The sequence below is a fragment of the Streptomyces sp. TG1A-60 genome, assembly GCF_037201975.1.
GTDB lineage: Bacteria > Actinomycetota > Actinomycetes > Streptomycetales > Streptomycetaceae > Streptomyces.
In genome coordinates this window covers 3,592,984-3,617,225 of record NZ_CP147520.1, presented here as the reverse complement: position 1 = coordinate 3,617,225, position 24,242 = coordinate 3,592,984, and the positions used below count along the sequence as shown (strand labels likewise).

Sequence of the window (24,242 nt, the reverse complement as noted above, 5' to 3'; positions counted from 1 at the left end):
GCAGCACCATGTCGTCCCGCACAGGAGGAACTCGTGAAACTGGTCATCTTCGGCGCGAACGGCCCGACGGGCCGGCTGGCCACAGAACAGGCACTCGCCGAAGGCCACGAGGTCACCGCCGTGACCCGTAGGCCCGACGCGTTCCCGCTGAGCGGCGCCCGGTTAAGCGTGGTCGAGGCGGACATCCTGAACGCCGAGCAGGTGCACCGCGTGGTGGCTGGCCATGACGCGGTCATCTCGACCGTCGGCATCCCGTACACCAAGGAGCCGGTGACCGTCTATTCGGAGGGCACCGAGAACGTCATCAAGGCCATGCACGCCCACGGCATCCGGCGCCTGGTCTGCGTCAGCTCGATCGGGGCCAACTACGAGGACGCACCCGGCGAGAAGTTCGTCTTCCGCAAGGTGATCGTGCCGATCCTGCTCAAGATGGGCCGCCCGCTCTACGAGGACACGAGCCGTATGGAGGACATCGTGGGCGCCAGCGGCCTGGACTGGACGGTCGTCCGCCCCGCCGGTCTCTTCGACGCCACGGCCACCTCCGACTACATCGTCAGCCCGTCCCGTCACCCAGGCTGGTTCACCTCGCGACGGGACCTCGCGGACGCGCTGGTGCGTGAGGCGGTCGACAACCGCAACGTCGGCGCCCGCGTCGAGGTCATCACCACCCAGGGCGTTCCCAGCTACTTCGAGGTCTTCAAGAAGGAGGCGCTGCACATCGGCAAGTAGCGAGCCGCACGAGCAAGGCCCGGCCCCGGCAGGCAACGACGGGACCGGGCCTTCCTCATGGGCGCCCGGAGCCGGACGTACCCCGACGACCGAGGGATCAGGAGGCGCGCATCAGCGTCAGCCCCATGGACATGCCGCCGCCGAACGCCGCCAGCAGTGTCAGGTCACCAGGGGCCACGGCGCCCGAACGGGCCAGGTGGTCCAGGGTTATGGGGACCGAGGCCGCGCCGGTGTTGCCGTACCGCGTCACCGTGGTGGCCATCCGGTCGGAGGGAATGCCCAGCCGTTCGGACATGCTTTCCAGAAGCCGTCCGTTGGCCTGGTGCGGCACGAAGTGCGCGATGTCGTCCTGGCTCACCCCGTTGTCCTTGAGGAACTCCTGGATGCCGGGGACCACTTGGTCCTCGACGAACTCGGTGACGCCCCGGCCGTTCATCGAGAAGTACTGCATCCCGTCGCGGAGCGTCTCCTCCGTCGTCGGCAGACGGCTGCCGCCGCCGGGTACGCCGATCAGCTCACGCGCGGAGGCGAAGCTGGCCAGCCTGGTGGAGATCAGCCGCTGGCGGCCGCTCGGGCCCAGCACGATGGCACCGGCACCGTCCCCGAACAGCACGATCGTGCGGCGATCCTCGGGCGAGAGGATGCGTGAGTACACATCGGCGCCGATGACCAGGGCGTAGTCGGTCGACGCGTCGGCGAGCATCCGCTCGGCGATCGACAGGGCGAACGTGAAGCCGCTGCACACCGAGTTGACGTCGAAGGCGGCGGTGCCCTGTCCGGCGCCCAGCTCGTCGGCGACGACACAGGCCGTCGCCGGCTGCGGGGAGTCCGGGGTGGAGGTCGCCACGACGATGAGACCGAGCTCGGCGGCACTGACCCCGGCCTGCTCCAGGGCCGCCCGGGCGGCGGCGACGGCGAGGTCCGAGGTCGCCTCCTCGGGTTTCGCCCAGCGCCGCTCGCGGATCGCGGTCTTGCGCAGGATGGCCACTTCGGAAACGCCGGCCAGGGCACTCATGTCCTTGTTGCTCATCACGCGACTGGGTACGTAGGAACCCGTTCCGAGCACGCCCCGCGCGTCCTGGGCGGCACCGCATGTGATCATGGTCTGCTCCCAATGTCGTCCTGACTGGTACCGGCCACACGCCCGCGTCGGCGCGACGGGGAACGGGGCCGGCGGATCCCGCCGTCCGTGTGCTGTTCCGCCGCCGCTCACCGCGGCTCGGCCCACTGCGGCTCTGGCGCTGTGTGGGGGTCAGCGTGCCGGGTACGGCAAATCCGCATGTGATCAGGACAGTTGGCTTTCGATCCCAGGTCCAGCAGGCCTGTGCGGATCTGTCAGATGAGCTGCCGCCGGTCGATCGACTCCGGCCACCTTCCGGGCCGGGAACAGCGGTCAGTCGGTGGCGGGGAGCTGGGCCTCCAGGCCGTCGAGGACGAACTTCACGCCCAGGTGGAAGTTCTCCTCCCAGTCCTCGTCGAGCATGTACTCGTACTCCACGAGCGTCGGGAACTTGTCCTGCTGCCGGCTCAACTGCTCCTGGGCCGCCATGCGTTCGGCCTTCGACCACTGGAGGTTGGACTGGCTCGCGGCGGAGCCCAGGACGTGGTTGTACAGTAGCCAGCAGACGGCCTGTGTTTGCTGTGCCTTGAATCCGGCGCGCGACAGTGTTGCCTGGAGGAATTCCAGCCACGCCAGGAAGTTCGGCCCGATCGACGGCCGCTGACGCAGCGGCAGCGCCGCGGACCATGGGTGCCGCAGGAGCATGGCCCGACATCCGGAGAGGAGGGCCACGACGTTCTCCTGCCAGTTTCCGTCCTGCTCGTCGGGGAGCGGGGCCTCGGCGAAGATGGCGTCGGTCGCCAGGTCGACGACGTCGTCCTTGGTGTCGATGTGCCAGTACAGCGTCGTGGCCCCGACGCCCAGACGCTCCGCGAGATGGCGCATGGTCAGCCGCTCCATGCCCTCCTCGTCGAGCAGGGCGATGGCCGCTTCGGTGATGCGCTCCCTGGACAGCGGCGGCTCGTGGCGCGGCGCAGGCGGTCGGCGAAGCCAGACGCTCTGCCCGGAACCCGAGCCCGTACGACCGTCCCCCCGTGACTTGCCCACGCTGACACCCACCAACCTTTCGTGCTCATCGTACGCGGGGGAGTCCAGCGTAGTACATTGATCGGGTACCCGATCGTTGTGCGGGTACCCGACCATTGTTCGACTCTTGCGTCCCCCGCCGCGCGCAAGCCCGGCCCCGCAGCCCATCTGCCAGGGAGGATCGCATGAGGCTGATCGTGTTCGGCGCCAACAGCTCAACCGGCCGTCTGGTCACCGCCATGGCCATGAACGCGGGGCACACGGTCACCGCGATCACCCGGCGGCCTGCCGAATTCCCCATCAGTGACCGCCGAGTGCAGGTCGCCGACGCGGACGTGATGGACGCCGATGCGGTGGACTGGGTCGTGCGCGATCACGACGCGGTCCTCTCGGCGATCGGTGCGCCACTCTCCCCGAAGCCCGTCACCGTCTGTTCCCAGGCCGCCTACAACGTCGTCAAGGCGATGATGAACCACGGTGTGCGGCGCTTGCTCTGTGTCGGTTCCGTCGGCCTCGACGCGGCCGATCTGTCCCCGGCCGGCCTCCTCTGCCAGCGGATGATCCGCCCGGTGGTCCTCGCCTGCGGTCGCGCCGTCCAGCAGGACGTACGGCGCATGGAGAACATCGTCCGTGAGACCGGCCTCGACTGGACCCTGTTCCGGCCGGGACGCCTCGTCACCCGGAGCGATGTGACGGACTACCGGATCACCGCGGACCCGGCGCCGTGCGCGCTCACCTCCCGGCTCGACCTCGCCCACGCCCTCGTCCGCGAGGTCACGCACCGCGACCACGTGGGAGAGGCCGTCCATGTGGCCACGTGCCGTGCTGGGAGAGTGCCATCAATTCATCGCCCATCCTAAACGACCGGGTAAAGATCAGGAAAGCGCCCCTTTGATGGCCTGTCCACTCTTCTGTCGTTTCCGGGTGGATCGGCGGTGTCCGTGCGAGGGGCGATCGGTGTGTTGCCGCTCATCAGGGGGGTAGGTGACAGATTCGACTCCGGTGTGGTGGTCCAAAGATCGACTGTCGGTAAAGTGATTCCCCGTTTGGTCCGGAGTGCTTACCCCGTGCACGTGTAAGTCGCGGGGTGTTCAGCGTTCTCCAACGTCCGCAGGCATGATTTCCAGCCTGGCGGTACAGCTATTCGGGGGTCACTCTTGAGTGCAGCCGGGTTTCCGCTGGCTAAGATTGGCAAACAAAAAGAGAACACGGATCGATTATTCGGTGAGAATCTTTCGCCGGATGATTTACTACGAGAGATATCGACGTCGCTCTTCGCGTCGTTGCCTCGTGCTGATCAGCGCAAGAAGGGCGTCGAGTACGTCAGGGGACTCCTGGAGGTTCCCGGGCGAAAGTCGATCAGGAATATCGCGAGCCTGATCGGAGGGCGGGCGGCCGACCAGAGCCTGCACCACTTCATCAGCGAGTCGACATGGGAATGGGCGCCGGTGCGCGAGGCTCTGGCCCGTTACCTGGTACCCCGCCTGCCGGTCGAGGCCTGGGTGGTGCAGGACACGGTGATCCGTAAGGCGGGGCAGCACTCGGTCGGCGTGGACCGCAGGTTCGTCCCGGCCGAGGGACGGGTGCTGAACGCACAGCAGACGATCGGGGTCTGGGCGGCTTCCGGCTGCCGGAGCAGCCCTGTCGACTGGGGGCTCCATCTGTCCCCGACGTGGATCGACGCCCGGTCGCCGGGCGACCGGGCGACGATTCCGGACAGCATCGAGGCGGAAACCCTGTCGGACCAGGCCGTCAGGCTCTGCGTCGGCATGGTGTCGGAGTGGGGGATGCCGGTGCGGCCGGTGGTCCTGGATGCCAGTTCACTGAACCTCGCCATGCTCTTCGACCGTCTGGGCCGCAAGGGCATCCCCCTGCTGGCACGGGTGGACCAGTCGGTTCCCCTGCTCGTCTCGGACCCGGCGCTGACCGGCCACCGAGGCTTGGCGGGCATGCCGGCCGGCGATGTCATGCGCGCGGCCAGCGGCACCAGACAGCCGGCTCAGTGGCGCGAGTTCGGCAGGGGCGGCGGGGTGCGGTCGGGCCTGATCGGGAGCGTGACCGTGCGACTTCCCCAGGGGAGGACAGGGAGACCGCGGGCGGGAGGCGGCCAGCGACTGGCCATGGTCGGACTGGCCGAGACCGGACACCAGAACGCGCCGCAGCTGTGGCTCACCAACCTGACGTCACGCCATCCGATGTCGCTGCTCACGCTGTTCACCCTCCTGGAGCGGGTGCGCGGCGACTACGGCGAAGTCGCCAAGAACGTGGGCATCGAGGACTACGTGGGCCGTTCGTTCGACGGATGGCACCGCCACATGACCCTGGCCTCGGCCGCCCACGCCATCGCCGTGCTGGCCTGCCCCGGCCAGGTGTGGAACGGGCGGTCGGACCGAGCGGCACCCGGCACCTGACGAAGTGAACCGTGGCGTGTTGTCGCGGTCGGCCTCCCGTTACAGGATCGGACTGGCTGCTGATCGCCCGGGAGCGGCGTGTTCGCCGACCCGTCGGTGAGGTGGGTGTCCGGCTCCCGTACAGGCGCGCACGGCATCGCGCGCGATCCGTGCCGCACGGCAACCGTGGGACGTACCCGCGGACCGATTCATCCGCAAGGGGAGAGACTTCAGTGGACAACCCTGTGCTCGACATCGGTTCGAAACCGGCCCGGCAGCAGCCGGGGTGGGGCGACGCGGAGAGTGTTCGGCGCGTGCGGCGGCAGCTCCTGGCCTCTCCGGGGCTCGTCGACCCCGGAGACGTGCGTACGTTGCGCTCGGTGCTGGCCGTCGTCGCCGCCGGAGGCGCCCATGTCGTGCAGGCGGGCGACTGCGCGGAGGACCCCGCGGAGTGCACCGAGTCCCAAACCGCCCGTAAGGCCGGGCTGTTGGACGTTCTCGCGGGCCGGCTGAAGGGAATCACCCACCGTCCGGTGGTCCGCGTGGGGAGGATGGCGGGCCAGTTCGGCAAGCCGCGCTCGAAGCCGACGGAGTGGGTCGGCGACCTCGAACTCCCCGTCTACCGCGGCCACATGGTCAACAGCCCCGAACCCGATCCCGCGGGCAGGCGGCCGGATCCTCAGCGCATGCTGGCCTGCTACCGCGCCGCCGGCACGGTGATGCGCCATCTGGGCTGGCACCGCGGGCCGGGGGAGGCGGGCATCGATCCACCGGTGTGGACCAGCCACGAGGCCCTCGTACTCGACTACGAGGTCCCGCTGGTGCGCGAGGATCCCACCGGTGCGCGGATCCTCACCAGCACGCACTGGCCGTGGATCGGCGATCGCACCCGCCAGTTGGACGGTGCTCATGTCGCGCTGCTCTCCGCGGTGACCAATCCGGTCGCCTGCAAGGTGGGTCCCGGCATGACCGAGGAAGAGCTGATCGCCCTGTGCGAACGCCTCGACCCGGCGCGCGAGCCGGGTCGCCTCACGCTGATCGCCCGCATGGGGGCGCAGCTCGTCGCCCACCGGCTGCCGCCGCTCGTGACGGCGGTGCGGGAGGCGGGGCATCCGGTCATCTGGCTCTCCGATCCGATGCACGCCAACACGGTCACCACACCGGACGGGCGCAAGACCCGCTACCTCGACTGGATCGCGCGGGAGGTACGTGGCTTCCGGTCCGCCGTGCTGTCGGCCCGCGGGGTCGCCGGCGGACTGCATCTGGAGACCACTCCGGACGACGTGACCGAGTGCGCCCCGAGCCCCTCCGCCACCGAGCGCATCGGCGACCACTACACCAGCCTGTGCGACCCCCGGCTCCGCCCGGACCAGGCCGTGTCCGTGGTTACGGCCTGGGGGGCCTAGGCCGTGTCCGACAGGAGCGTCCGCTCGAACTCGTACGAAGGAGGACCGCACATGGAGGGCAAGGTCGCCCTGATCACGGGGGCAGCAGGGGGATCGGCGCCGCGGTGGCCCGCGCGCTCGGGGAGCGCGGCGCCACGGTGGCCGCCGTGGACCGCGAGGCGGACGGGCTCCTGCGCACCGTGCAGAAGCTGACCGCCGACGGCGTGAGCGCCGAGGGTTTCCCGACCGACATCACCGACCGTGCCGAGGTCGGCGACCTGGTCGACTCGGTGGAACAGCGTCTGGGACCGGTGGACTTCCTGGTCAACGCGGCAGGGGTGCTGAACCTGGCCGAGGCGCGGTATCTGACCGACCAGGACTGGGACGCCACCCTGGCGGTGAACGCCACGGGGGTGTTCGTGATGTCGCGCGCGGTCGTCAACCGGATGGTGCCGCGCGGGCGCGGCGCCATCGTCACCGTGGCCTCGAACGCGGCCGGCACCGCACGCACGCAGATGGCCGCGTACGCCGCCTCGAAGGCCGCCGCCGCCATGTTCACCAAGTGCCTGGGCCTGGAAGTGGCGCGGCACGGCATCCGGTGCAATCTGGTGGCTCCCGGCTCCACCGACACCCCGATGCTCAGCTCCATGTGGCACGACGCGAGCGGTCGCCGGACCACGATCGCAGGCCGGCCCGACGAGTACCGCGTCGGCATCCCGCTCGGCAAGCTGGCCATGCCGTCGGACATAGCCGACGCCGTGGCATTCCTGCTGTCCGACCAGGCCGGACACATCACTCTGCACAGCCTCACGGTGGACGGCGGCGCCACCCTCGGAGTGTAGGCACCGCGCGATCGGACGAGGCGGAGAGACGAGCGGAGAGACGACATGAGCGGGATACCTCCCATCGAACCCTACGAACTGCCCCGTGCGGGCGAGCTGCCCGCCCCCGTCCCGTCGTGGACGGTCGATCCGAGACGCGCGGTGCTGCTGGTGCACGACATGCAGCGCTACTTCCTCCGGCCCTTGCCCAAGCCCCTGTTGGAACAGCTGCTGTCCCACGCCGCGCTGCTCCGCACACGCTGCGCCGAACTCGGCATCCCCGTCGCCTACACGGCGCAGCCCGGCGCCATGGACGACGCGGAGCGCGGTCTGCTGAAGGACTTCTGGGGGCCGGGTATGCGGCGCTCCCCGGCAGACCGCGAGATCACGGCGGAACTGGCGCCGACGCGCGACGACTGGCTGCTCACCAAATGGCGCTACAGCGCCTTCTTCCGCTCCGGCCTGCTCGAGCGCATGCGTGCGCACGGCCGCGACCAGCTGATCATCTGTGGGGTGTACGCGCATGTGGGCGTGCTGATGACAGCGGTCGACGCGTTCACCCACGACATAGAGACATTCCTGGTGGCCGACGCGGTCGCCGATTTCTCCGCCGCCGACCACCGGCTGGCGCTCGACTACGCGGCGCGCCGCTGCGCCGTCGTCTCCACGGCCAAGGAGGTCGTCGCGTGACATCCGATCTGCTCGGCAGGGTGCTGGCACCGCACCCGCCGCCCTTCGCGCTGCTGCACCGGCCCACGGCGGACGGCGGTGGGCAGCTGGAGGTGCTCGTCGGCGAGGTGCGCGGCTGGCCCACGCTCGGCTCGATTCCGCTGCCGGAGTCGCCGACCGCCGACGGCAGGGCTCACCACGACGTCCTGGCACTGGTGCCGTACCGGCAGATCGGCGAGCGCGGCTACGTCGGCGTCGACGACGGTGCGCCCCTGCTGGCCCTGCACGTGACCGCCCAGGAGACGGTGCCCCTGGCCGAGGCCCTGCCACGGCTCGTCCGTACGCCGACCCGGCTGGTGGACGGGCACTTCACACCCGACGACGACACGTACGCCGCCACGGTGCGGAAGGTGATCGTGAACGAGATCGGCATGGGCGAGGGCGCGAACTTCGTCATCAAGCGCTCGTACCGGGCGCGGATCGGCGACTACACCCTGGGCAGCGCGCTGTCCTTCTTCCGCAATCTGCTGGAGACCGAGTCCGGCGCCCACTGGACCCATGTGGTGCACACCGGCGGCCGTACCTTCGTCGGCGCCTCACCGGAGCGGCATGTGAGCCTGTCCGGCGGCACGGCGGTGATGAACCCGGTCAGCGGCACCTACCGCTACCCGGCCTCCGGCCCCGAACTCTCCCAGGTGCTGGGATTCCTCGCCGATCCCAAGGAGACCGACGAGCTGTACATGGTCCTCGACGAGGAACTGAAGATGATGGCCCGCATCTGCGACGCCGGGGGCAGGGTGCTCGGGCCGTACCTCAAGGAGATGGCCAAGCTCGCGCACACCGAGTACCTCATCGAGGGGCGCAGCACGCGCGATCCGCGGGAGATCCTGCGGGAGACGCTGCTCGCGCCCACGGTCACGGGGAGCCCGCTGGAGAGCGCCTGCCGGGTGATCGCGCGGTACGAGCCCGAGGGCCGCGGCTACTACAGCGGCGTCGCCGCCCTGATCGGCAGGGACGGGCAGGGCGCCCGCACCCTGGATTCCTGCATCCTCATCCGCACCGCGGAGATCGACGGCGCCGGGCGCGTCGAGATCGGGGTCGGTGCCACCCTCGTGCGCCACTCCGACCCGGTCTCCGAGGCCGCGGAGACGAGGGCGAAGGCGGCCGGGCTGCTCGCGGCCCTGGAAGGAACGCGGACGGCACGCTTCGGTGATCATCCGCACGTGCGCGCCGCGCTGGCCGAACGCAACGCCACCGTCGCCGACTTCTGGCTCGGCGGGCGTCGGACGCGTACCCCCGTGGTGCCGGCGCTGACCGGGACCAGGGTGCTGGTCATCGACGCCGAGGACACCTTCACCGCGATGCTCGACCACCAACTGCGAGCGCTGGGGCTGTCGGTGATGGTGCGCCGGTTCGACGAGGACCACGCGCTGCGCGACCACGACCTCGTGGTGCTCGGTCCCGGGCCCGGGGATCCCCGGGACACCGGGCATCCGAAGATCGCGCGGCTGGCGGCGGTCGTCGACACGCTGCTGGCCGAGTGCCGCCCCTTCCTCGCCGTGTGCCTCAGCCATCAGGTGCTCTGCACCCGGCTGGGGTTCGAGTTGGCGCGCCGGGAGGTGCCCAACCAGGGGACCCAGCGGGAGATCGATTTCTTCGGGGCACGCGAGAAGGTCGGCTTCTACAACACGTTCGCCGCGCGGTCGTCCGAGGACAAGGTCGAATGCGAGGGCGTGGGCCTCGTGGAGCTGAGCAGGGACCGGGACACCGGCGAGGTGCACGCCCTGCGCGGACCGCACTTCGCGTCCATGCAGTTCCACGCCGAGTCGGTCCTCACCCGGGACGGCGTGCGCATCCTCGCCGAACTGCTGACCGGCCTCGTCAGCGGGTGACGTCCGGGGCGAGCGGCGTCGAGGCGGCTGTGCCGTGGGCTCTTGGCCCACCGCACAGCCGCCTCGGTGTGTACGGCCGTGGGGCCGCGGGTCAGGGGCGGGCGCGCAGCGCGCGGTCGACGAGTGGGCCGGCGGCACCGGTGTAGCCGGCCGGATCACAGAGATCCGCCAGCTCGGCCGTGTCCAGGCCGAGGTCGGGTACGTCCCGCAACACCTCAGCCAGTGAGCGCCCCGTCTCCTCGGCCTCCTGCGACGCATCGTCGAGCAGCTTCCTGGCGGCCTCGCCGCCCCAGCGGGGCGCGAGCACGGAGACAATCCGCTCGGCGCTGACCCGGGACCCGGTCAGCGCCAGGTTCTCCCGCATCCGCTCGGGCCGTACCCGCAGCCCCTCCGCGAGCTGTACGGCGGTGTGGGCAGCGCCCCCGGTCAGACGCAGGCACTCCCGGAGCGGCTGCCATTCCGCGTGCCAGCCGCCCGCCGACCGCTCGTCCTCGGACACCAGACACTGCGTCAGGATCGAGGCGATCGGCGGGACCTGGATCGCCGCGCTGCGCAGCAGCGTGGCCAGCACCGGATTGCGCTTGTGGGGCATGGCCGAGGACCTGCCCCGGCCGGGCGCGGTGGGTTCGGCGACCTCGCCGACCTCGGTGCGGACCAGCGACTGCACATCGACGGCCATCTTGCCCAGCGCCCCGGCGGTGAACGCCAGGGCCGAGGCGAGATCGGCCACCGGGGAGCGCAGCGCATGCCAGGGCAGTACCGGCCGGGCCAGCCCGGTCTCCTCGGCGAAGGCCGCGATCAGCCGGTCCGGATACGCGGCGGCCGCCGTCCCGGTGAGGGCGGCGGCGGCGAGATAGCCGGCCAGGGTGCCCGCCGCTCCGCCGAGCGACACGGGCAGAGCCGCGTCCACCGTGCCGAGTCGTTGGGCGGCGTCCAGCACGAGCAGGCGCCAGCCCGCCGCCTTCAGGCCGAAGGTCGTGGGTGTCGCGTGCAGCGCCAGCGTGCGGCCCGCCATCGGGGTGTCCCGGTACTCGGCCGCCAGGCGGGCCAGCGCGTCGGCGGTGGTGTGCAGATCCGCCCGGATCGGCCCCAGCGCGCGTCGCGCGACCAGCATGGCCCCCGTGTCGAAGACGTCCTGGCTGGTGGAGCCCCGGTGCACGTACTCGGCGGCCTCCAGGTCCAGGGACCGCACCGCCTCTTTGAGTGCCGCCACCAGTCCCACCACGGGGTTGGCGGTCTCCCGCGCCGCGAGGGCGAGCGCCCGCACGTCGAGCCGCTCGGCACGGGCCGCCCGGGTGATCGCCTCGGCCGCGGGGGGCGGGACCACCCCGAGCCGGGCCTGCGCCCGGGCCAGCGCGGCCTCCGCGTCCAGCATGGCCTGCAGCCAAGCCGTGTCGCACACGGCCGCCTCCACGGGGGTTCCCGCGCGCACCGGTGAGAGGAGTCCCGCGTCGACAAGGATGCCGCTCACACGATCACCCCCGTGAACCGGCCGCTCCCGGTCATGGCCGGGAGCGTGGACGCCTGCCGGGCAGGGCCCAGGGCGAGGACGGCACGGGCGATCGCGTCGGCGTCGCCCAGCGTCACCGAGTCCACGCCCGGACGGACCCCGGCCGCGGTGACCCAGTGCACCGACTCGGTCGGCACGCCGTAGGCGAACCGGCGCGGGTGCGGCCGGCCCTGCCCGTCGACGACCCGGCACGGCCGCTCGGTGACGGCCAGACCGCCCGTCTCGTGACGGATGCCGCACTCACCCTCGACGCGATAGGGGCGGCACTGCTCGGTGAGGAGCAGATGGCGCAGCAGCGGGTCGGCGGTGCGCCGTATGTCGGGCAGAGGCAGGCGGGCCTCGATCAGATACCGGGACCGTACGGGCGGGCCGGGCACGACGGCCGACCAGGCGACGAAGGCGGGTCGCTCGGTGTCGACGCGGATCTGTGTGCCGGGGCCCGTGAGTTCCAGGATCCCCGCCTCGATCAGCGCGATCATCTCCTCGGTCCGGGAGACCGGGGGGCCGATGGAGAGGAACGCGTTGAGCGGGGTGTACCAGCCCTCCAACTCGTCGAGGTGCGAGCCGCCATCGAGGCCACCGTGCTCGACCAGGAGGCGGATCTCGTTGCGCAGGTCCCGCAGGACGTCCAGCGCCGCCTTGAGCGGGCCGCTGACGTTTCCCGCCCGCGCCTCCCGCACGTCGCGCGCCAGGTACGCGAGCAGCCAGTCGCGGAAGTCCTTCCGGTCGGTGAAGGTGCGCCCGTGGCAGGGCCGGGACAGGCGCTCCCAGTCCCAGCGGTCGGCGGGGGCGATGCCGTGGCCGTCCAGGAGTGCCGCCCGCTGACCCGGCGACGCGGACAGACAGCGGCGTACGAACTCTTCGGACTCGGCTCCACGCGAGGCCAGCAGTGTGCCGTAGTAGACGCCTTCCACCTCCGCGGCGATCAGCGGCCACACATCGGCCTGGAAGCGCACCCGCTCGCCGTGCCGGGACCGGTCGCGCAGGGCGGCGATCACCTCGGGGGTGAGCAGGCGCGGGGTGTGTCTGCCGAAGGCGCCCTTCTCGTTCTCCCCGCGCGCGTGGTAGGGCACGCCACGACGGGAGCTGGCGTAGAGCCGCGGCTCGCGGCCGGAGGGCCGGTAGACCAGCCGGTCCCCGATGCTGTCGAAGACGCCGCCCCGCCCGGCCGTGAACAGCGCCATGTAGTCGAAGAAGTTCAGGCCCAGACCGCGCAGCAGCACCGGCTCGCCCGGCTCGACGCGGCCCGTGTCCACATCGGCGGGATTGGCGGGCGGGACGTAGGTGAGGTGGTGGATGCGGGCCAGGCTGGCCGTCCGTTCCTGACGTGACGTCAGCTGTGCGGGGAGGTGGCCCTGGGCCAGGACCACGGCGTCCAGGCCGTGGATCCTGGTCCCGTCCGCCAGCCGGACGCCCTGTGGCCCGCCGGGGACTCCGTGGGTGTCCGCCATCGCGACGGCGCGTGAACGGTGCACGGTGACGGTGAGGTGCGCCGGAGCCCGCGCGACCACCTGGCGGAAACAGTCCCGCAGATAGTGGCCGTAGAGGGCGCGCGTGGGATAGGAGTCCGGTCCCAGGGCCCGGGCCTCGTCGAGTACGGCCTCGTCGTACCCTGCCGGATCCCCGGTGCGGGCCAGCCGGGCCGCCCACTCGTGGAGGCTGGGACCGGGTTCGATCGGTCCCTCGATCCGTGTGTCCGCGTCGGTGAACACGGTGATCTGGGACGCCACGGTGTTGGTGAGCAGGTGGCGGGACTGGTCGGTGCGCCAGACGGCACCCGCGCCTGGCGGGGCCGGGTCGACGACGTGCACGGTGACGGACTCGTGGGACGGCGCCTTCCGCTCGACCGCGCACAGCCGTTCCAGGAGGCACAGCCCGCGCGGGCCGGCGCCCACGAGGCACACGGCCAGGTGTCCGCCGCTCATCGCCGGGCTCCGGCGGCGCCGAACGCACGCGTTCCGTGCATCCAGGCCACGTGGTCGTGCAGGTCCGTGCCGGACAGGGCCGACAACATCTCGTTCCTCGCTTTCGCTTCTGCTCCGGCCGGATGCCACAGCCGGGTGCTCGCCCGGGCGGCGTGGGTGATCCGGGCGGTGCGGTCGCGCCGTTCGGCGTTGTACTTCTCCAACCGGTCAGGGACCGTCTCCGCCTCGTCGTCGAGCAGGTCGCCGAGGACGACCGCGTCCTCCAGGGCCTGGCAGGCCCCTTGGGCGGCGTAGTGCAGCATCGGGTGTGCCGCGTCGCCGAGCAGCGTCACCCGCCCGTCGGTCCAGCGGTCCACCGGGTCCCGGTCGACCAGCGCCCAGGACTTCCAGTCCTCGCCCAGGGCCAGGAGCCGCTGTGCCACCGGGGCCAGGGAGGCGAACGTGTCGCGCACCCGCTCCCGGTCCACGGGGACCGCGGCGAACGGCTCGGTGACTCCGTTCTCGACGCTCGGGGCGAGATTGAGGTACCGGCCACCGGCGATGGCGTAGTGCACGAAATGGCGGCCCGGTCCGGCCCACCAGGTCACGGCGTTCCACCGCAGCTCCTCGGGGACGCGCTCCATCGGGATGACCGTGCGGTACACGGTGATGCCCGCGACGCGCGGTGCGCCGTCACCGACGAGCTGCCGCCGGATCGCCGAGTGGATGCCGTCGGCGCCGATCACCGCGTCCCCCGTGACCCGCTCTCCGCCGTCCAGGAGCACGGTCGCGCCAAAGCCGTCCTGGCGGTAGCCGGTGGCCCGGCTGCCGGCGCGCAGGTCGATCGCCTCCGACCGGTGGCGGCAGGCTTCCAGGAGCAGCCGGTGCAGCTCGCCGCGGTGGACCACGACGTACGGATTGCCGAACCGGCGTCGGTAGGCACCGGTGAGCGGCATGCTCGCCACGTGCGCACCGGTCACGCCGTCCATGAACCTCAGTTCGTCGATGTGCACCGCGCGGACGCATACGGCGCCACCGAGACCGAGACGGTCGAGGGCGTGGAGCCCGTTCGGCGCCAGCTGGATGCCCGCGCCGATCTCCGAGAACTCGTCGGCTCGCTCCAGCACCACGGCGCGATGCCCGCGCCGGGCGAGGGCGAGGGCCGCCGCCAGGCCGCCGATACCGCCACCGACAATGACCAACTTCGCCATGCCGCCCCCTACTCGCCCGAACCGGCGGCGGTCAGCCGCTTCGCGAGTTCGAGTCGTTTGATCTTCGTGGTGGCGGTCTGCGGCAGCTCCGTCAGGCGCCGCTGCACCGGCTCCGCCATCGCGGGCAGCCCGGCGACCGCCCTGGACCACGCGTCCCGGTCGAGGGGCTTGTCGTCCTTGGTGCACACCACGGGAACGGCGGCGCCGTCCGCGCCGGGGATGATGATCACTTCGGCGAGTTCGTCCAGCCGCGCGAACAGGGCGTCCTCCACGGCGAGCGTGCTGCCGAACCCGGGGATCAGGTCGACTTCGCGGTCGAGCAGGTGCAGACACCCCCACTTGCTCCGGTAGCCGACGTCCCCCATCCGCCACCACCCGTCGCTGAGCTGCTGGGCGTAGCGCTCCGGCTCGCCCAGATAGGTCTTGATCCGTCCGTCGCTGCGCACCTCGATGTAGCCAGGGTTGGATTCCGAGGGGGGCCGCCCGTCGCGGCTGACCACCCGGACGTCGGTCATGCCGGGGAAGGGCCTGCCCACGCAGCGTCCGTCCGCCTCCGGAGCGCGCCGCCGGGTGAAGGCGCGCACCACCGTGGGACCCACCTCGCTCTGCCCGTAGAGCTGCCCGAACAGCGGTGCCCTGCGGCGCGAGGCGTGCAGCAGCCGGTGCACGGTACGCGGATGGATGGCGTCGAACGTGCTGCTGAACAGCTTGACGCCCGCCAGTGGCCCGCGCGGGTCGTCCGCCAGGCTCTCCCAGCGCATGAAGGTGTTGGGATGCGCCTCAAGGATTCCCGGGCGGACCCGGGCGAAGAGGTCGGCCACCCGCACCGGGTCCGAGTCGGACAGCACGACGATCGGGAAGCCCTTCAGCAGCGAGATGGCCAAGGCGGTGAACAGCCGCGAGTGGACGAACGAGACGTGCATCGCGATGGTTTCCCGCCTCCGGACGACCGGTTCGATCGCCAGCCGCTGCGGGCGGTAACGGGCCTGCAGGGTCAGCCCCGTGTGCACCGCCAGCTTGGGGATGCCGGTGGTGCCGGACGTGTGGGTGATCAGGGTCGGTTGGTCGGCGGGCATGGTCACCGGAGCGACCCGCCGGACGCCGGCGAAGTCCTCCAGTTCCACGGCACGGCCATGGTGGCCGGAGGTGAGCAGAACGTCCTCGGCCAGGTCGAAGACCGTCTCGGGCAGCGATTCGTCCAGTGTGGCCTGGTCGGTGATGAGGTGGGGCCGGTCCGCGCGGCGTATCAGTTCGGCCACTGTGTCGCCGTCGAGCTGGGGCGAGAGCAGCACGGGCACCGCGCCGATGCGGCTGATCGCACAGGCGAGCAGGGTGATGTCGAAGCTGTTGGACTTGTGGACCACGACCCGTTCGCCGGGCCGGACCTTCGCCGCCCAGAGCCGCGAGGCCTGTTCGGCCACCAGCTCCGCCAGCTCCGCCACGGTGGCCCGGCGGCCGAGGTCCGGCGCCAGGTCCAGGCCGTGGTCCAGGATCAGCACGTTCGCTGGATGCCGGGACGCGGCGCGCTCGAATAGCGTCCCCAGCCGGATTCCACGGTTTCCTATGCGCTGCAACAGCATCTGTCCGCCTTCCCGCCGGTTGCTGCGGAGAGTCAGGGTTCGGTTCGCAGTTCGTTTCGGAGTGCGTACGGGTACGCGCGGAGGCACGGGCCTACGAGGGGACCGGGTCAGGGGGCAGGTCAGTTCTTCTCGATGACCTGCTTGATCCGCTGGACGGTCGCCGTCATGTCCGCCGTGAGCTTGGCCGACCAGTCGCTGAAGAACGTCCGCTTCTCCGCCGCGTCCATGTGGGCGGTGATGCCGCGGATGCCTTCGGTGGGCCTGCCCATCCAGAAGTGGTGCACCAGGACACAGCCGTGGTCCGCGGCGCGCATCTCGAACGACCAGACGCTCTCCTGCCGCCGTCCGGCGCGGTCACGGATCGCCCAGCGGAAGATGCGGCCCGGCTCGGCCTCGACGACCTCGGACTCGGTGGTCCACTCACCGCGTACGACGGGCGCCCAGGCGACCACATCCTCGGGTCGGTGGTTCTCGCCGCGGAAGACCGCGCCCACGGTTGCGGGAGTGCCGGAGATCCACTGCCCGCCACTGCACTCCACACTCCACTCGCCGCTGCGTGGCAGGTCGCTGACCGTGACGTACACCTCGTCCGGCGATACGGTGACGTGCGCTTCGGCGCTGACCTGGAAGAGGGGGGTGTCGAGCGGGGTGTTCTCCGGCGGGGTGTTCCTGAGTTCGCTGTCAGTCATGGCCCGAAGCGTCGCCAGTGGCGTGTAACGCGGTCAACGGACGCCTTGCGGGTCCGTCAAGTCGGTGCCGTCTGGGTTGAGTCGACGCGTCGGCCGGTGCGCGGGTGCGTCGAAGCGCCGCTGCGGTGGGTGCGCGGCTGGGTGGGTTCGGGCGCGGCAGGGCTGGCCGGGGCTGAGCACCTGTCGTGCCGTGACGATCGATTCAGGCGTCGAAGTCCGGGCGCAGGAGGACACGCTTTCCGTGCAGTTGACCCCGCTCCAGACGGGCGTGGACCTCGGCCGCGGCACTCAGCGGTGCTTCCTCGACCGCACGGGACCGCAGACGCCCCTGCGCCAGAAGCCGGTTCAGGGCGTGCGCGGCTTCCGCGAGTTCGGAGGTCGTGGCGCGAGAGATGACGAAACCGGTGACGGATCCGTCCTTGAGGTAGAGCGGGCCCACGGGAAGAACGGGGCGTGACCGGAGGCCGGCGAGTACCATGACACGGCCGCGGAATGCGAGGAGGCCGACCGCGGTGTCCAGGTCGTTCCAGCCAGCCGCGTCGACGACGAGGTCGAACCCGTGGGGGGCGAATTCCCGGCAGCGGTCGATGAGTTCGGGCTCGCGATAGTCGGCGAACCCTTCCGCCCCGAGGCCGCGGCAGTGCTCCTCGTCGTGGGAGCGGGCGGTGGCCATCACCCGCGCGCCGGCTTCGGCGGCGAGCACGACCGCCGCACTGCCCACGTTCCCGGCGGCCCCGACGACCAGGACGGTCTCCCCAGTGCGCAGCGCGCCGTGGGTGAACAGTCCGAGATACGCCGTGGCCGCCGGGTGCAGCACGGCCGCAGCGTCCGTCGGGGAGACCGGGCCCGGCAGGTGGTAGAGCCGGTCGACCGGCACCACCACCCGCTCCGCCGCCGCCCCCTGCCGTCCGCCGTGGCCGAGGCTGTTGCACCACACGACGTCCCCCACGGCGAAGCCGGCCACGCCCGCGCCGGTGGCGGAGACCGTGCCGACCACGTCACGGCCGATGACGAACGGGAAGGTCACCGGGGTCCGCCATGCACCGGAGCGGACGAATGTGTCCACCGGATTGACCGTTGTGGCGATGACGTCGACCAGCACGTCCGTCGGGCCCTCTAAGGGCGGGGGGAGTTCACCGAACCGAATGGCGTCCGCCGGCCCGAACCCCTCTATGTACGCTGCCTTCATGAGGCGCATGGTGCCACGGGGCCGACGCCGTCCGCGGTTCGCGCCGAGCCACTTTGTCACAGGCGTACGACAGCCTGAGGTGGTGCGGGAGCGGCAGTGATCAGCTTTGTCGCTCCGCCGGCGCGACCGCGGGCAGTCTGGCGAGGGCCTTCGTGAGAAGCAGACTGTCTCGGCGCGCTGTATCAGCACGGCAAGGCGGCCGTCGCACGCGCCCTGCCGCTGGGACTGCGATCAGGAATACGGCTGCCGTCGTTCGCGGCCAGCCGCAACCACGGCACCGGGTCCTCGGACGCCGTGGTGGCCGACCGTCGCCAGTACCGCGCTGATCACTGTGAAGACCGCAGCACGCAGCAACCGCCCACCAACGCCCTCGAAAAGGCCGCCCGCTGCTCCTACCTGTGGGAATCCAACAACCCCGGTGGTTCAGTTCTTGGTCGCCAGCGGCGCCTGCTTCGGTGGCCAGCCGGTGGCCGGACGCCTTTGGACGACGTCATACGAGGCAACACAGGCCAGCCAGCCGTAGATGTTCTGATCAGGTAGAACGTCACTCAGCAGCACGGCCAGGCACCACGCAACACGAACGCTCACGGTCTGGTAATGCGTAGGTCTCGGGTTCGAATCCCGAAGGCGGCTCCATGGTGAACCTCCAGGTCAAGCCTTTGACCTGGGGTTTCTTGTTTTCGTTGACCTTGGAATCTCGGCAAATCGGGCACTGTCCGCCTGTGCATCGTAATGCGTAGGTCGGGTTTGGGCCGCCCTCAAGTGCGTCTACATGGCGCTGATGAGCCTGGACCCGACGGGGAAGGGCCGCAAGCGGTGGACCATGCGCTGGAAGGCACCCCTGAACGCCTATTCAATCGCCTTCGAGGGCCGACTGACCCCGAGCAACAACTGACCACTCAACAACCAAGATCAGCCGTTAAAACTGACACACCCAGCAGGACGGCCGAACCAACGAATCTGAACACCCATCAACCCCTGCTGACCAGCTGATCAGCACCTCCCGCATGACGGGGGAACCTCACCTACCGCACCTGGCAGGACGCCATCTCCCGCCGCATGTCGCAGCGGGGATCGGTGAGCTGGTCGGTCGGTTTTGGGGATGGCGTCCCGCCAGGTGGTGTAGGGGATCAAGTCACGGAATCCGCAGGCCAGGGACGGTAGCCCCGCCCGATCGGGTGTCCAACGCGCCCTACCGGCACGCTTCGTGGGCTGCCGCCCTCCGCACAGTTCGGCACGGGCCTCGAACCGGAACGCGTAGTGCTTGATCCCATACACCACGTCCTGGGACACGACCGTTTTGGGCGGAGGGTGTAGTCCCTGGTGGTCCTTACTGTTCATGTCTGTTCGGATCTGGTCAAAAAGGCGGCGGGGTGAGGTGTAGTCGTGTACGGGCCCGCTGGTAGATCGATACAAGCGGAACGCATGCTGAGACGCGTTGTGTCCGCAGACAAAGGTCCAATGGTACGTACTGTGAGGGCATCCGGAATCCCGGCCGTGGCCGTCCGGCAGACATTTCGAGCCTCGCGGGCATTGAGTATTTCAAGCCAAGGTCAAGAATGCTGTTGCTTGAATGGAGGCCCCCGCGTTCAATCGTGCGCAGAACGGCGAGACGGTGGGCTCCGGTCCACGGCGCTCCCGGGGGACAGCTTCAGATGGCGCTGGGGCAGCACATTCGGCCGTCCCCCTGGAGGGACGCCCCTACCTGAGGACGGTTTGGATTGTTGCGTGCACGGCTGGGTTCCATTCCAGCCTCGACGGGGGAGACACACGGGGATGAAAATCGATCAGCGGGGGACCTGCGTCGGCCTGCGGAAGCGGCGCGAGGACGTGGTCATCAGGTACGCCGTCGGTATGGTGTCGGGGGGCGGGCCCGGCACGAGTGTGAGTCGCATCGTCCCCTTCGAGGGACAGCCCCTGGTCGGCGACGACGTGATCCGCCGTCACTTCGACGGCATGCTCGCCGCCTTCCCTGACCTGGCGCACGAGCTGAGGTCGATCCACCACACGGCCGACGCGGTCATCGTGGAGGGCCGCTTCAGCGGTACCCAGGCCGCCGACTGGCAGGACATCCCCAACCAGGGCAAGCGGATGGAACTGCCCGTGGCGGTGCTCTCGCAGTTCGACGGCGAGTTGCTGGTCGGCGCGACGCTGTACTACGACCTCGCGGCCGCCGCCCGGCAGTTGGTCTGAGGCGCGCGGGTCACGTCAGTGATGACGCTGTATCTGCCGAGCACGCCGCACCGGACGCAGCCGCCGGAATCGCTGCCCACGTCACCGGAACCCCGCGCGGGAGCAGGGCTGGACCTCTTCTGTCTGCCCTGTGCCGGCGGCGGGGCCTCCCTCTACGCCTCCTGGCAGGAGCGGCTCGACACCCTCGACGCCGGGGTGCGGGTCCTGCCGATCCGGTTGCCCGGCCGTGAGGAGCGGGCCCACGAACCGAGGTTCACTGACCTCGACGCCCTCGTCGCCGACCTGGACGAGCAACTGGACGACGCGTTCTGCCAGCCGTACGTCCTCTACGGGCACAGCATGGGCGCGTTCATCGCGCACGCCCTCACACTGGCCCGGCAACGGCGGGGCGCTCCGCTGCCGCGCGCGCTCGTGCTGAGCTCGCACCGCGCGCCGCACGTCCCGCCGAACCGGATCATGGACCCGGACGCCGACGACGAGACGCTCGCCACCCGTCTGGCCGAACTGGGCGGCATCTCCTGGGAATTGGCCCGGCGGCCCCGGTTCCGCGCGGCCTACATGCCGCTCGTACGTGACGATCTCCGGCTCTGCTCGGGCTGGACCGACCCGGCGGACGTCGAGCCGCTGAGAGTGCCGCTCCACCTGTTCACCGGTGTGGACGACGATCTCGTGCCCTTACCCAAGATGGCCGCGTGGCGGGCCCACGGCGGCAGAGGCAGCGAGCTGCGGACGATGCCCGGCGGGCACTTCTTCATCCGCTCCCACGCGGATGAGCTGCTGCGCCAGTTGGCTGCGGTCGTGGCCCGGTACGTCATCGCCGTACCGTCCTAGTGGTGGCACGGCCTCACGAAAATGCCAGAGAAGAAGCCGGATCGTGATCAGGGAGGCATACCCGCATGCTTGTCACTGAACGGCAGGCCCTCGCCGCCCTGCCCCGTACGCACGAGCCCGAAGACCTCGGCTTCGGTGAGCTGCGCGGCCGTGAGCGCGAACTGGTCCTGATTCAGAGGTGGCTGGACCACGGGCAGGCCCGCGAACTCACCCTCACCGGACCAGCGGGCGTGGGCAAGAGCCACTTGGCGCACGCCGCCGTGAGTACTCGGGCCCGCACCCACGACCTGGCCCTGGTGTGGGCGGACCTCGCCGACGCGGAGGACGGCGGGGCGGTCTGGGCCCAGCTCGGCGTCCGTACCGCGCGCGAGGCCGCCGAACGCGTGGGGGTGACGCGGCTGTTGCTGGTCCTGGACAACGGCGACCGGGCGGTTACGGACATCGCCCTGGACGTCTCCGAGCTGCTCCGAGCCTGCCCGCTGTTACGGATACTGCTGACCAGCCGTGTCCCGCTGGACATCCGGGCCGAGCGGATCCTGCCCGTCGGCCCCCTGCCGACCGGCGAGGGCTCACCCGCCGAAGCGATCTACGCCGACAGTGTGCGCCCGTACTACGGTGCCCCGGCCGAGAACCGGCTGACGGGCCTCGCCGTGGCGGACATCTGCCGGATGCTGGACGGGATTCCCCTCGCCATCGAGATGGTCGCGGAGGCCGTCGGCATGGAGGGCCCCCGCGCCCTGCTGGAGCGCCTGACCCGCGGCGAGTTGCCCGGAAGGAACCGGCCGCGCGACACACCCGAGCGGCACCGGAGCCTCTCCAGCGCGCTGACGTGGGCCGCCGACGTGCTGAGCGACAGCGACCGGGCGCTCCTGCGGGACCTGTCCGTGTTCGAGACGTACGTCGACCTGGCGGCGGTGCGGGGGATGACCGGCCGCGACCACGCCGACGCGGTCGCCGGGATCGAGTCACTGGTGCACAAGAGCCTGCTGCTGAGCACGCCCGGCAGAGTCGGCGGCCCCGAGTTCCGGCTCACGCACATGGCTCGCTGCCACTACCGCGCGGAACTGGCCCGGGACACCCGGGAGCTGGGCGGTGTCCTGGACCGGCACGCCGCCCACTGGGCCGCGTTCGCCGACACCATGGCGACCGCCCTGCACGCGGGCCGCCCCGTCGACCAGGTGCTCCAACTCGTCGCGCCCCGCCTGCCCGACATCCTCAAGGCCACCCGCCACCTGTCCACGCGCGAAGACCACATCGGCGTACTGCGGCTGCTGACCGCGCTGGAGGGGCCCCTTCTGCGACACCGGCTCGCCCCGGAGGCCGCGGACACGATCGAGCGGACCGCCCTCGCCTGGACGGCCGACGACGCCGGAACGGGGGCCGCGGCGGATGCCGCCGACGCCGTCGAGGCGCAGCGTCCGGTCGCCGTCGAGGCACTGGTCGCAGTGGTGCGGTGGGCGCTCGGGCACGGGGACCACCGGCGGGCGGAGCGGGTGCTCGACCTGGCGGCCGCCGCCGCGGGAGAGTCCTCCGCGGCGCAGGTCCGGGTAGCGGCCTTCACCGGGGAACTGTTGCGCCGCCGCGGCGAGTCGGCTGCCGCGGCCGTCCTGCTCGACTCGGCCGTCCGGCGCCCCGGCACCTGGGTGGACCGTCATTCCGCCGCGGTGGCCCGCCGTGCCCAGTCCCTCCTCGCGGCCGACCACGGCGACCCGGACGCCGAGCAGCCGCTGTTGAAGGCCCTGCAGGACCTGGCCGACAACGCGCATGTCCCCAACGGAGGGGCCCCCGCCGCCCTCCGGGCCTCCCTCCTCACCGCGCTCGCCCGGGTGCGGCGGGTGCTCGGGCGGCACCAGGACGCGTACGAGAGCGCCCGGGAGGCGGTGCGGCTGCTCATGGGAACAGGGGACCCGGAGCAGGTGGCCGAGGCACTGGAGAGCATGGCCGTCACCTCCCTCGGCGGGGGCGGCGACGAGGAGCGGCGCTACACGGCGGTGCGGTTACTGGCCTACGCGGAGGCGATCCGGCTGCGGTACGGCACCGTCACGGACGACAGGGCCACCGTGGACGTACTCACCGAGCGGCTCGTGCGGAACGTAGATGCCGCCCTGCTACGCCGGCTGCGCAGCGACGCCGAGCAGATCTCGCTGTGCGACGCGTTGGCAGCCGCCCTCCTCGCGCCGCCGCCCGCCGCGGAGCCACCGGCCCGCACGGGTGCACAGGCCCTGCCGTACGAGTTGACACCGCGGCAGTACGAGATCGCCTTGCTGGTGGCCGAGGGGCTCACCAACCGGCAGATCGCCCGGCGTCTGGGTATCTCGGAGTGGACAGTGACCAACCACCTGCGTGTCGTGATGCAGAAGCTCGACTGCGCCTCGCGGGTGCACGTCGTCCGCGCCGTGCAGAGGAACACCCCGTGAGCGGGCGTCGGCGGGGCATCCACGTCTGGACCGGCGAGGTGCCGGACATTGCGGCGGCCCCGGACCTCGCCGTGCTGGACGAGGGGGAGCTGCGGCGCCTGGCGGCGTTCCGGGACCCGGTCGTGGGCGCACGCTACGCGGGCGCGCGGGCCGCGATCCGGCGGACCGTCGCGGCGTGGCTGAAGGTGGTGCCGAGCGACGTCGTCTGGGGCAACGAGGCGTGCCCGGGCTGCGGTGACGCCGGGCACGGGCCGCCGCGCGTGCGGCGTCCCGCCACCGAGTGGCGGGTCGGGGTGTCCCGGTCGGGCCGGTGGTGGATGCTCGCGCTCTCGCCCGGTGTGCCGGTGGGCGTCGACATCGAGGTGCGCGGCCCGCACGAGGTGCCGGCGGTGGTGCGGCGCTGTCTGAGCCCCGCGGAGCGCGCCGAGGTGGCCGCCGCTCCGGAGGGCGGGGAGCGGGACGACAGGCTGACGCGCTGCTGGGTGCGCAAGGAGGCCGTGGTCAAGGGCTGGGGCGTGGGGCTCGGCACCGACCTGGCGGAGGTCGAGGTTCGGCCCGGCCTGGAGCGCGCGGTCGTGGTGCGCCGTACCCTGCGGGGGCCCGAGCCCTGGGAGGTGTCGGACGTCGCCGCGGGTGCGGCGTGCCTGGCGGCGCTGGCCCGGCCGGCCGCGTGCGCCCTGCCGGTCACGGTCCATGGCTCCACGGGCCCGGCCGCCCGGCACGGCGGCCGGGCCCGTGGATGACAA

General features: G+C 71.1%; 18 protein-coding genes and 2 pseudogenes. 12 read left to right on the top strand and 8 right to left on the bottom strand.

The annotated features are described in order from the left end of the window. Nucleotides 1–33: 33 nt before the first annotated feature. Complete coding sequence (locus WBG99_RS15325) at nt 34–729, top strand: SDR family oxidoreductase (RefSeq protein ID WP_338896851.1); 696 nt, start codon at nt 34–36, stop codon at nt 727–729. A 97-nt stretch (nt 730–826) separates the two neighbouring features. On the opposite strand, the gene WBG99_RS15320 is transcribed toward WBG99_RS15325, so the two are convergent. Beyond that, nucleotides 827–1,831 (bottom strand): ketoacyl-ACP synthase III, encoded by a 1,005-nt coding sequence (locus WBG99_RS15320; protein ID WP_338896850.1) that lies wholly within the window; start codon nt 1,829–1,831, stop codon nt 827–829. Nucleotides 1,832–2,122: 291 nt separating this feature from the next. Continuing rightward, nucleotides 2,123–2,848, bottom strand: coding sequence for a TetR/AcrR family transcriptional regulator C-terminal domain-containing protein (locus WBG99_RS15315; RefSeq protein WP_338896849.1), 726 nt, complete (start codon nt 2,846–2,848; stop codon nt 2,123–2,125). 152 nt (nt 2,849–3,000) lie between these two features. Between WBG99_RS15315 and WBG99_RS15310 the strand changes: the two genes are divergently transcribed. The 6 genes and pseudogenes from WBG99_RS15310 (at nt 3,001) to WBG99_RS15285 (ending at nt 9,972) form a co-directional block, all read left to right on the top strand. Further along, complete coding sequence (locus tag WBG99_RS15310) at nt 3,001–3,675, top strand: NAD(P)H-binding protein (RefSeq protein WP_338896848.1); 675 nt, start codon at nt 3,001–3,003, stop codon at nt 3,673–3,675. A gap of 297 nt (nt 3,676–3,972) precedes the next feature. Beyond that, a complete protein-coding gene (locus WBG99_RS15305; protein ID WP_338896847.1) occupies nt 3,973–5,226 on the top strand; it encodes a transposase in 1,254 nt (417 codons plus the stop codon). A gap of 212 nt (nt 5,227–5,438) precedes the next feature. Then, nucleotides 5,439–6,611 carry a 3-deoxy-7-phosphoheptulonate synthase gene (locus tag WBG99_RS15300; protein ID WP_338896846.1) on the top strand — a complete coding sequence of 391 codons (1,173 nt, stop codon included), beginning with the start codon at nt 5,439–5,441 and terminating at the stop codon, nt 6,609–6,611. 51 nt (nt 6,612–6,662) lie between these two features. After that, nucleotides 6,663–7,432, top strand: a pseudogene (locus WBG99_RS15295) (2,3-dihydro-2,3-dihydroxybenzoate dehydrogenase). 45 nt (nt 7,433–7,477) lie between these two features. Then, nucleotides 7,478–8,101 carry an isochorismatase family protein gene (locus tag WBG99_RS15290; protein ID WP_338896845.1) on the top strand — a complete coding sequence of 208 codons (624 nt, stop codon included), beginning with the start codon at nt 7,478–7,480 and terminating at the stop codon, nt 8,099–8,101. Next, nucleotides 8,098–9,972: an anthranilate synthase family protein gene (locus tag WBG99_RS15285; protein WP_338896844.1), complete on the top strand. Its 1,875-nt coding sequence runs from the start codon at nt 8,098–8,100 to the stop codon at nt 9,970–9,972. Before WBG99_RS15290 ends, WBG99_RS15285 begins: the two co-directional genes overlap by 4 nt. A gap of 91 nt (nt 9,973–10,063) precedes the next feature. Here WBG99_RS15285 and pcaB read toward each other — a convergent pair whose 3' ends face one another. From pcaB to WBG99_RS15255, 6 genes are all read right to left on the bottom strand, one after another. Further along, the gene (gene pcaB / locus WBG99_RS15280) at nt 10,064–11,443 is read right to left on the bottom strand and encodes a 3-carboxy-cis,cis-muconate cycloisomerase (protein ID WP_338896842.1); all 1,380 of its coding nucleotides are present in this window, start codon (nt 11,441–11,443) and stop codon (nt 10,064–10,066) included. Further along, nucleotides 11,440–13,407: an FAD/NAD(P)-binding protein gene (locus WBG99_RS15275; RefSeq protein ID WP_338896841.1), complete on the bottom strand. Its 1,968-nt coding sequence runs from the start codon at nt 13,405–13,407 to the stop codon at nt 11,440–11,442. Before WBG99_RS15275 ends, pcaB begins: the two co-directional genes overlap by 4 nt. Continuing rightward, nucleotides 13,404–14,597, bottom strand: coding sequence for an FAD-dependent oxidoreductase (locus WBG99_RS15270; RefSeq protein ID WP_338896840.1), 1,194 nt, complete (start codon nt 14,595–14,597; stop codon nt 13,404–13,406). The genes WBG99_RS15275 and WBG99_RS15270 overlap by 4 nt, the downstream gene beginning before the upstream one ends. Nucleotides 14,598–14,605: 8 nt before the next feature. Further along, a complete protein-coding gene (locus WBG99_RS15265) occupies nt 14,606–16,177 on the bottom strand; it encodes an AMP-binding protein (protein WP_338896839.1) in 1,572 nt (523 codons plus the stop codon). A gap of 119 nt (nt 16,178–16,296) precedes the next feature. After that, nucleotides 16,297–16,866 (bottom strand): SRPBCC family protein, encoded by a 570-nt coding sequence (locus WBG99_RS15260; protein ID WP_338896838.1) that lies wholly within the window; start codon nt 16,864–16,866, stop codon nt 16,297–16,299. Nucleotides 16,867–17,068: 202 nt separating this feature from the next. Then, nucleotides 17,069–18,055: an NADPH:quinone reductase gene (locus tag WBG99_RS15255; RefSeq protein WP_338896837.1), complete on the bottom strand. Its 987-nt coding sequence runs from the start codon at nt 18,053–18,055 to the stop codon at nt 17,069–17,071. 751 nt (nt 18,056–18,806) lie between these two features. Here WBG99_RS15255 and WBG99_RS15250 point away from each other — a divergent pair. The 5 genes and pseudogenes from WBG99_RS15250 to WBG99_RS15230 all read left to right on the top strand — a co-directional run. Next, nucleotides 18,807–18,950 (top strand): annotated as a pseudogene (locus WBG99_RS15250) (IS256 family transposase); the annotation flags it as partial. An 881-nt stretch (nt 18,951–19,831) separates the two neighbouring features. Beyond that, nucleotides 19,832–20,248, top strand: a complete 417-nt coding sequence (locus WBG99_RS15245; RefSeq protein WP_338896836.1) for an ester cyclase — start codon at nt 19,832–19,834, stop codon at nt 20,246–20,248. 21 nt (nt 20,249–20,269) lie between these two features. After that, complete coding sequence (locus WBG99_RS15240; protein WP_338896835.1) at nt 20,270–21,079, top strand: alpha/beta fold hydrolase; 810 nt, start codon at nt 20,270–20,272, stop codon at nt 21,077–21,079. A 65-nt stretch (nt 21,080–21,144) separates the two neighbouring features. After that, a complete protein-coding gene (locus WBG99_RS15235; protein WP_338896834.1) occupies nt 21,145–23,496 on the top strand; it encodes a LuxR C-terminal-related transcriptional regulator in 2,352 nt (783 codons plus the stop codon). Beyond that, on the top strand, nt 23,493–24,239 hold the full coding sequence (locus tag WBG99_RS15230) for a 4'-phosphopantetheinyl transferase superfamily protein (RefSeq protein WP_338896833.1): 747 nt from the start codon (nt 23,493–23,495) through the stop codon (nt 24,237–24,239). Before WBG99_RS15235 ends, WBG99_RS15230 begins: the two co-directional genes overlap by 4 nt. Nucleotides 24,240–24,242: the final 3 nt, after the last annotated feature.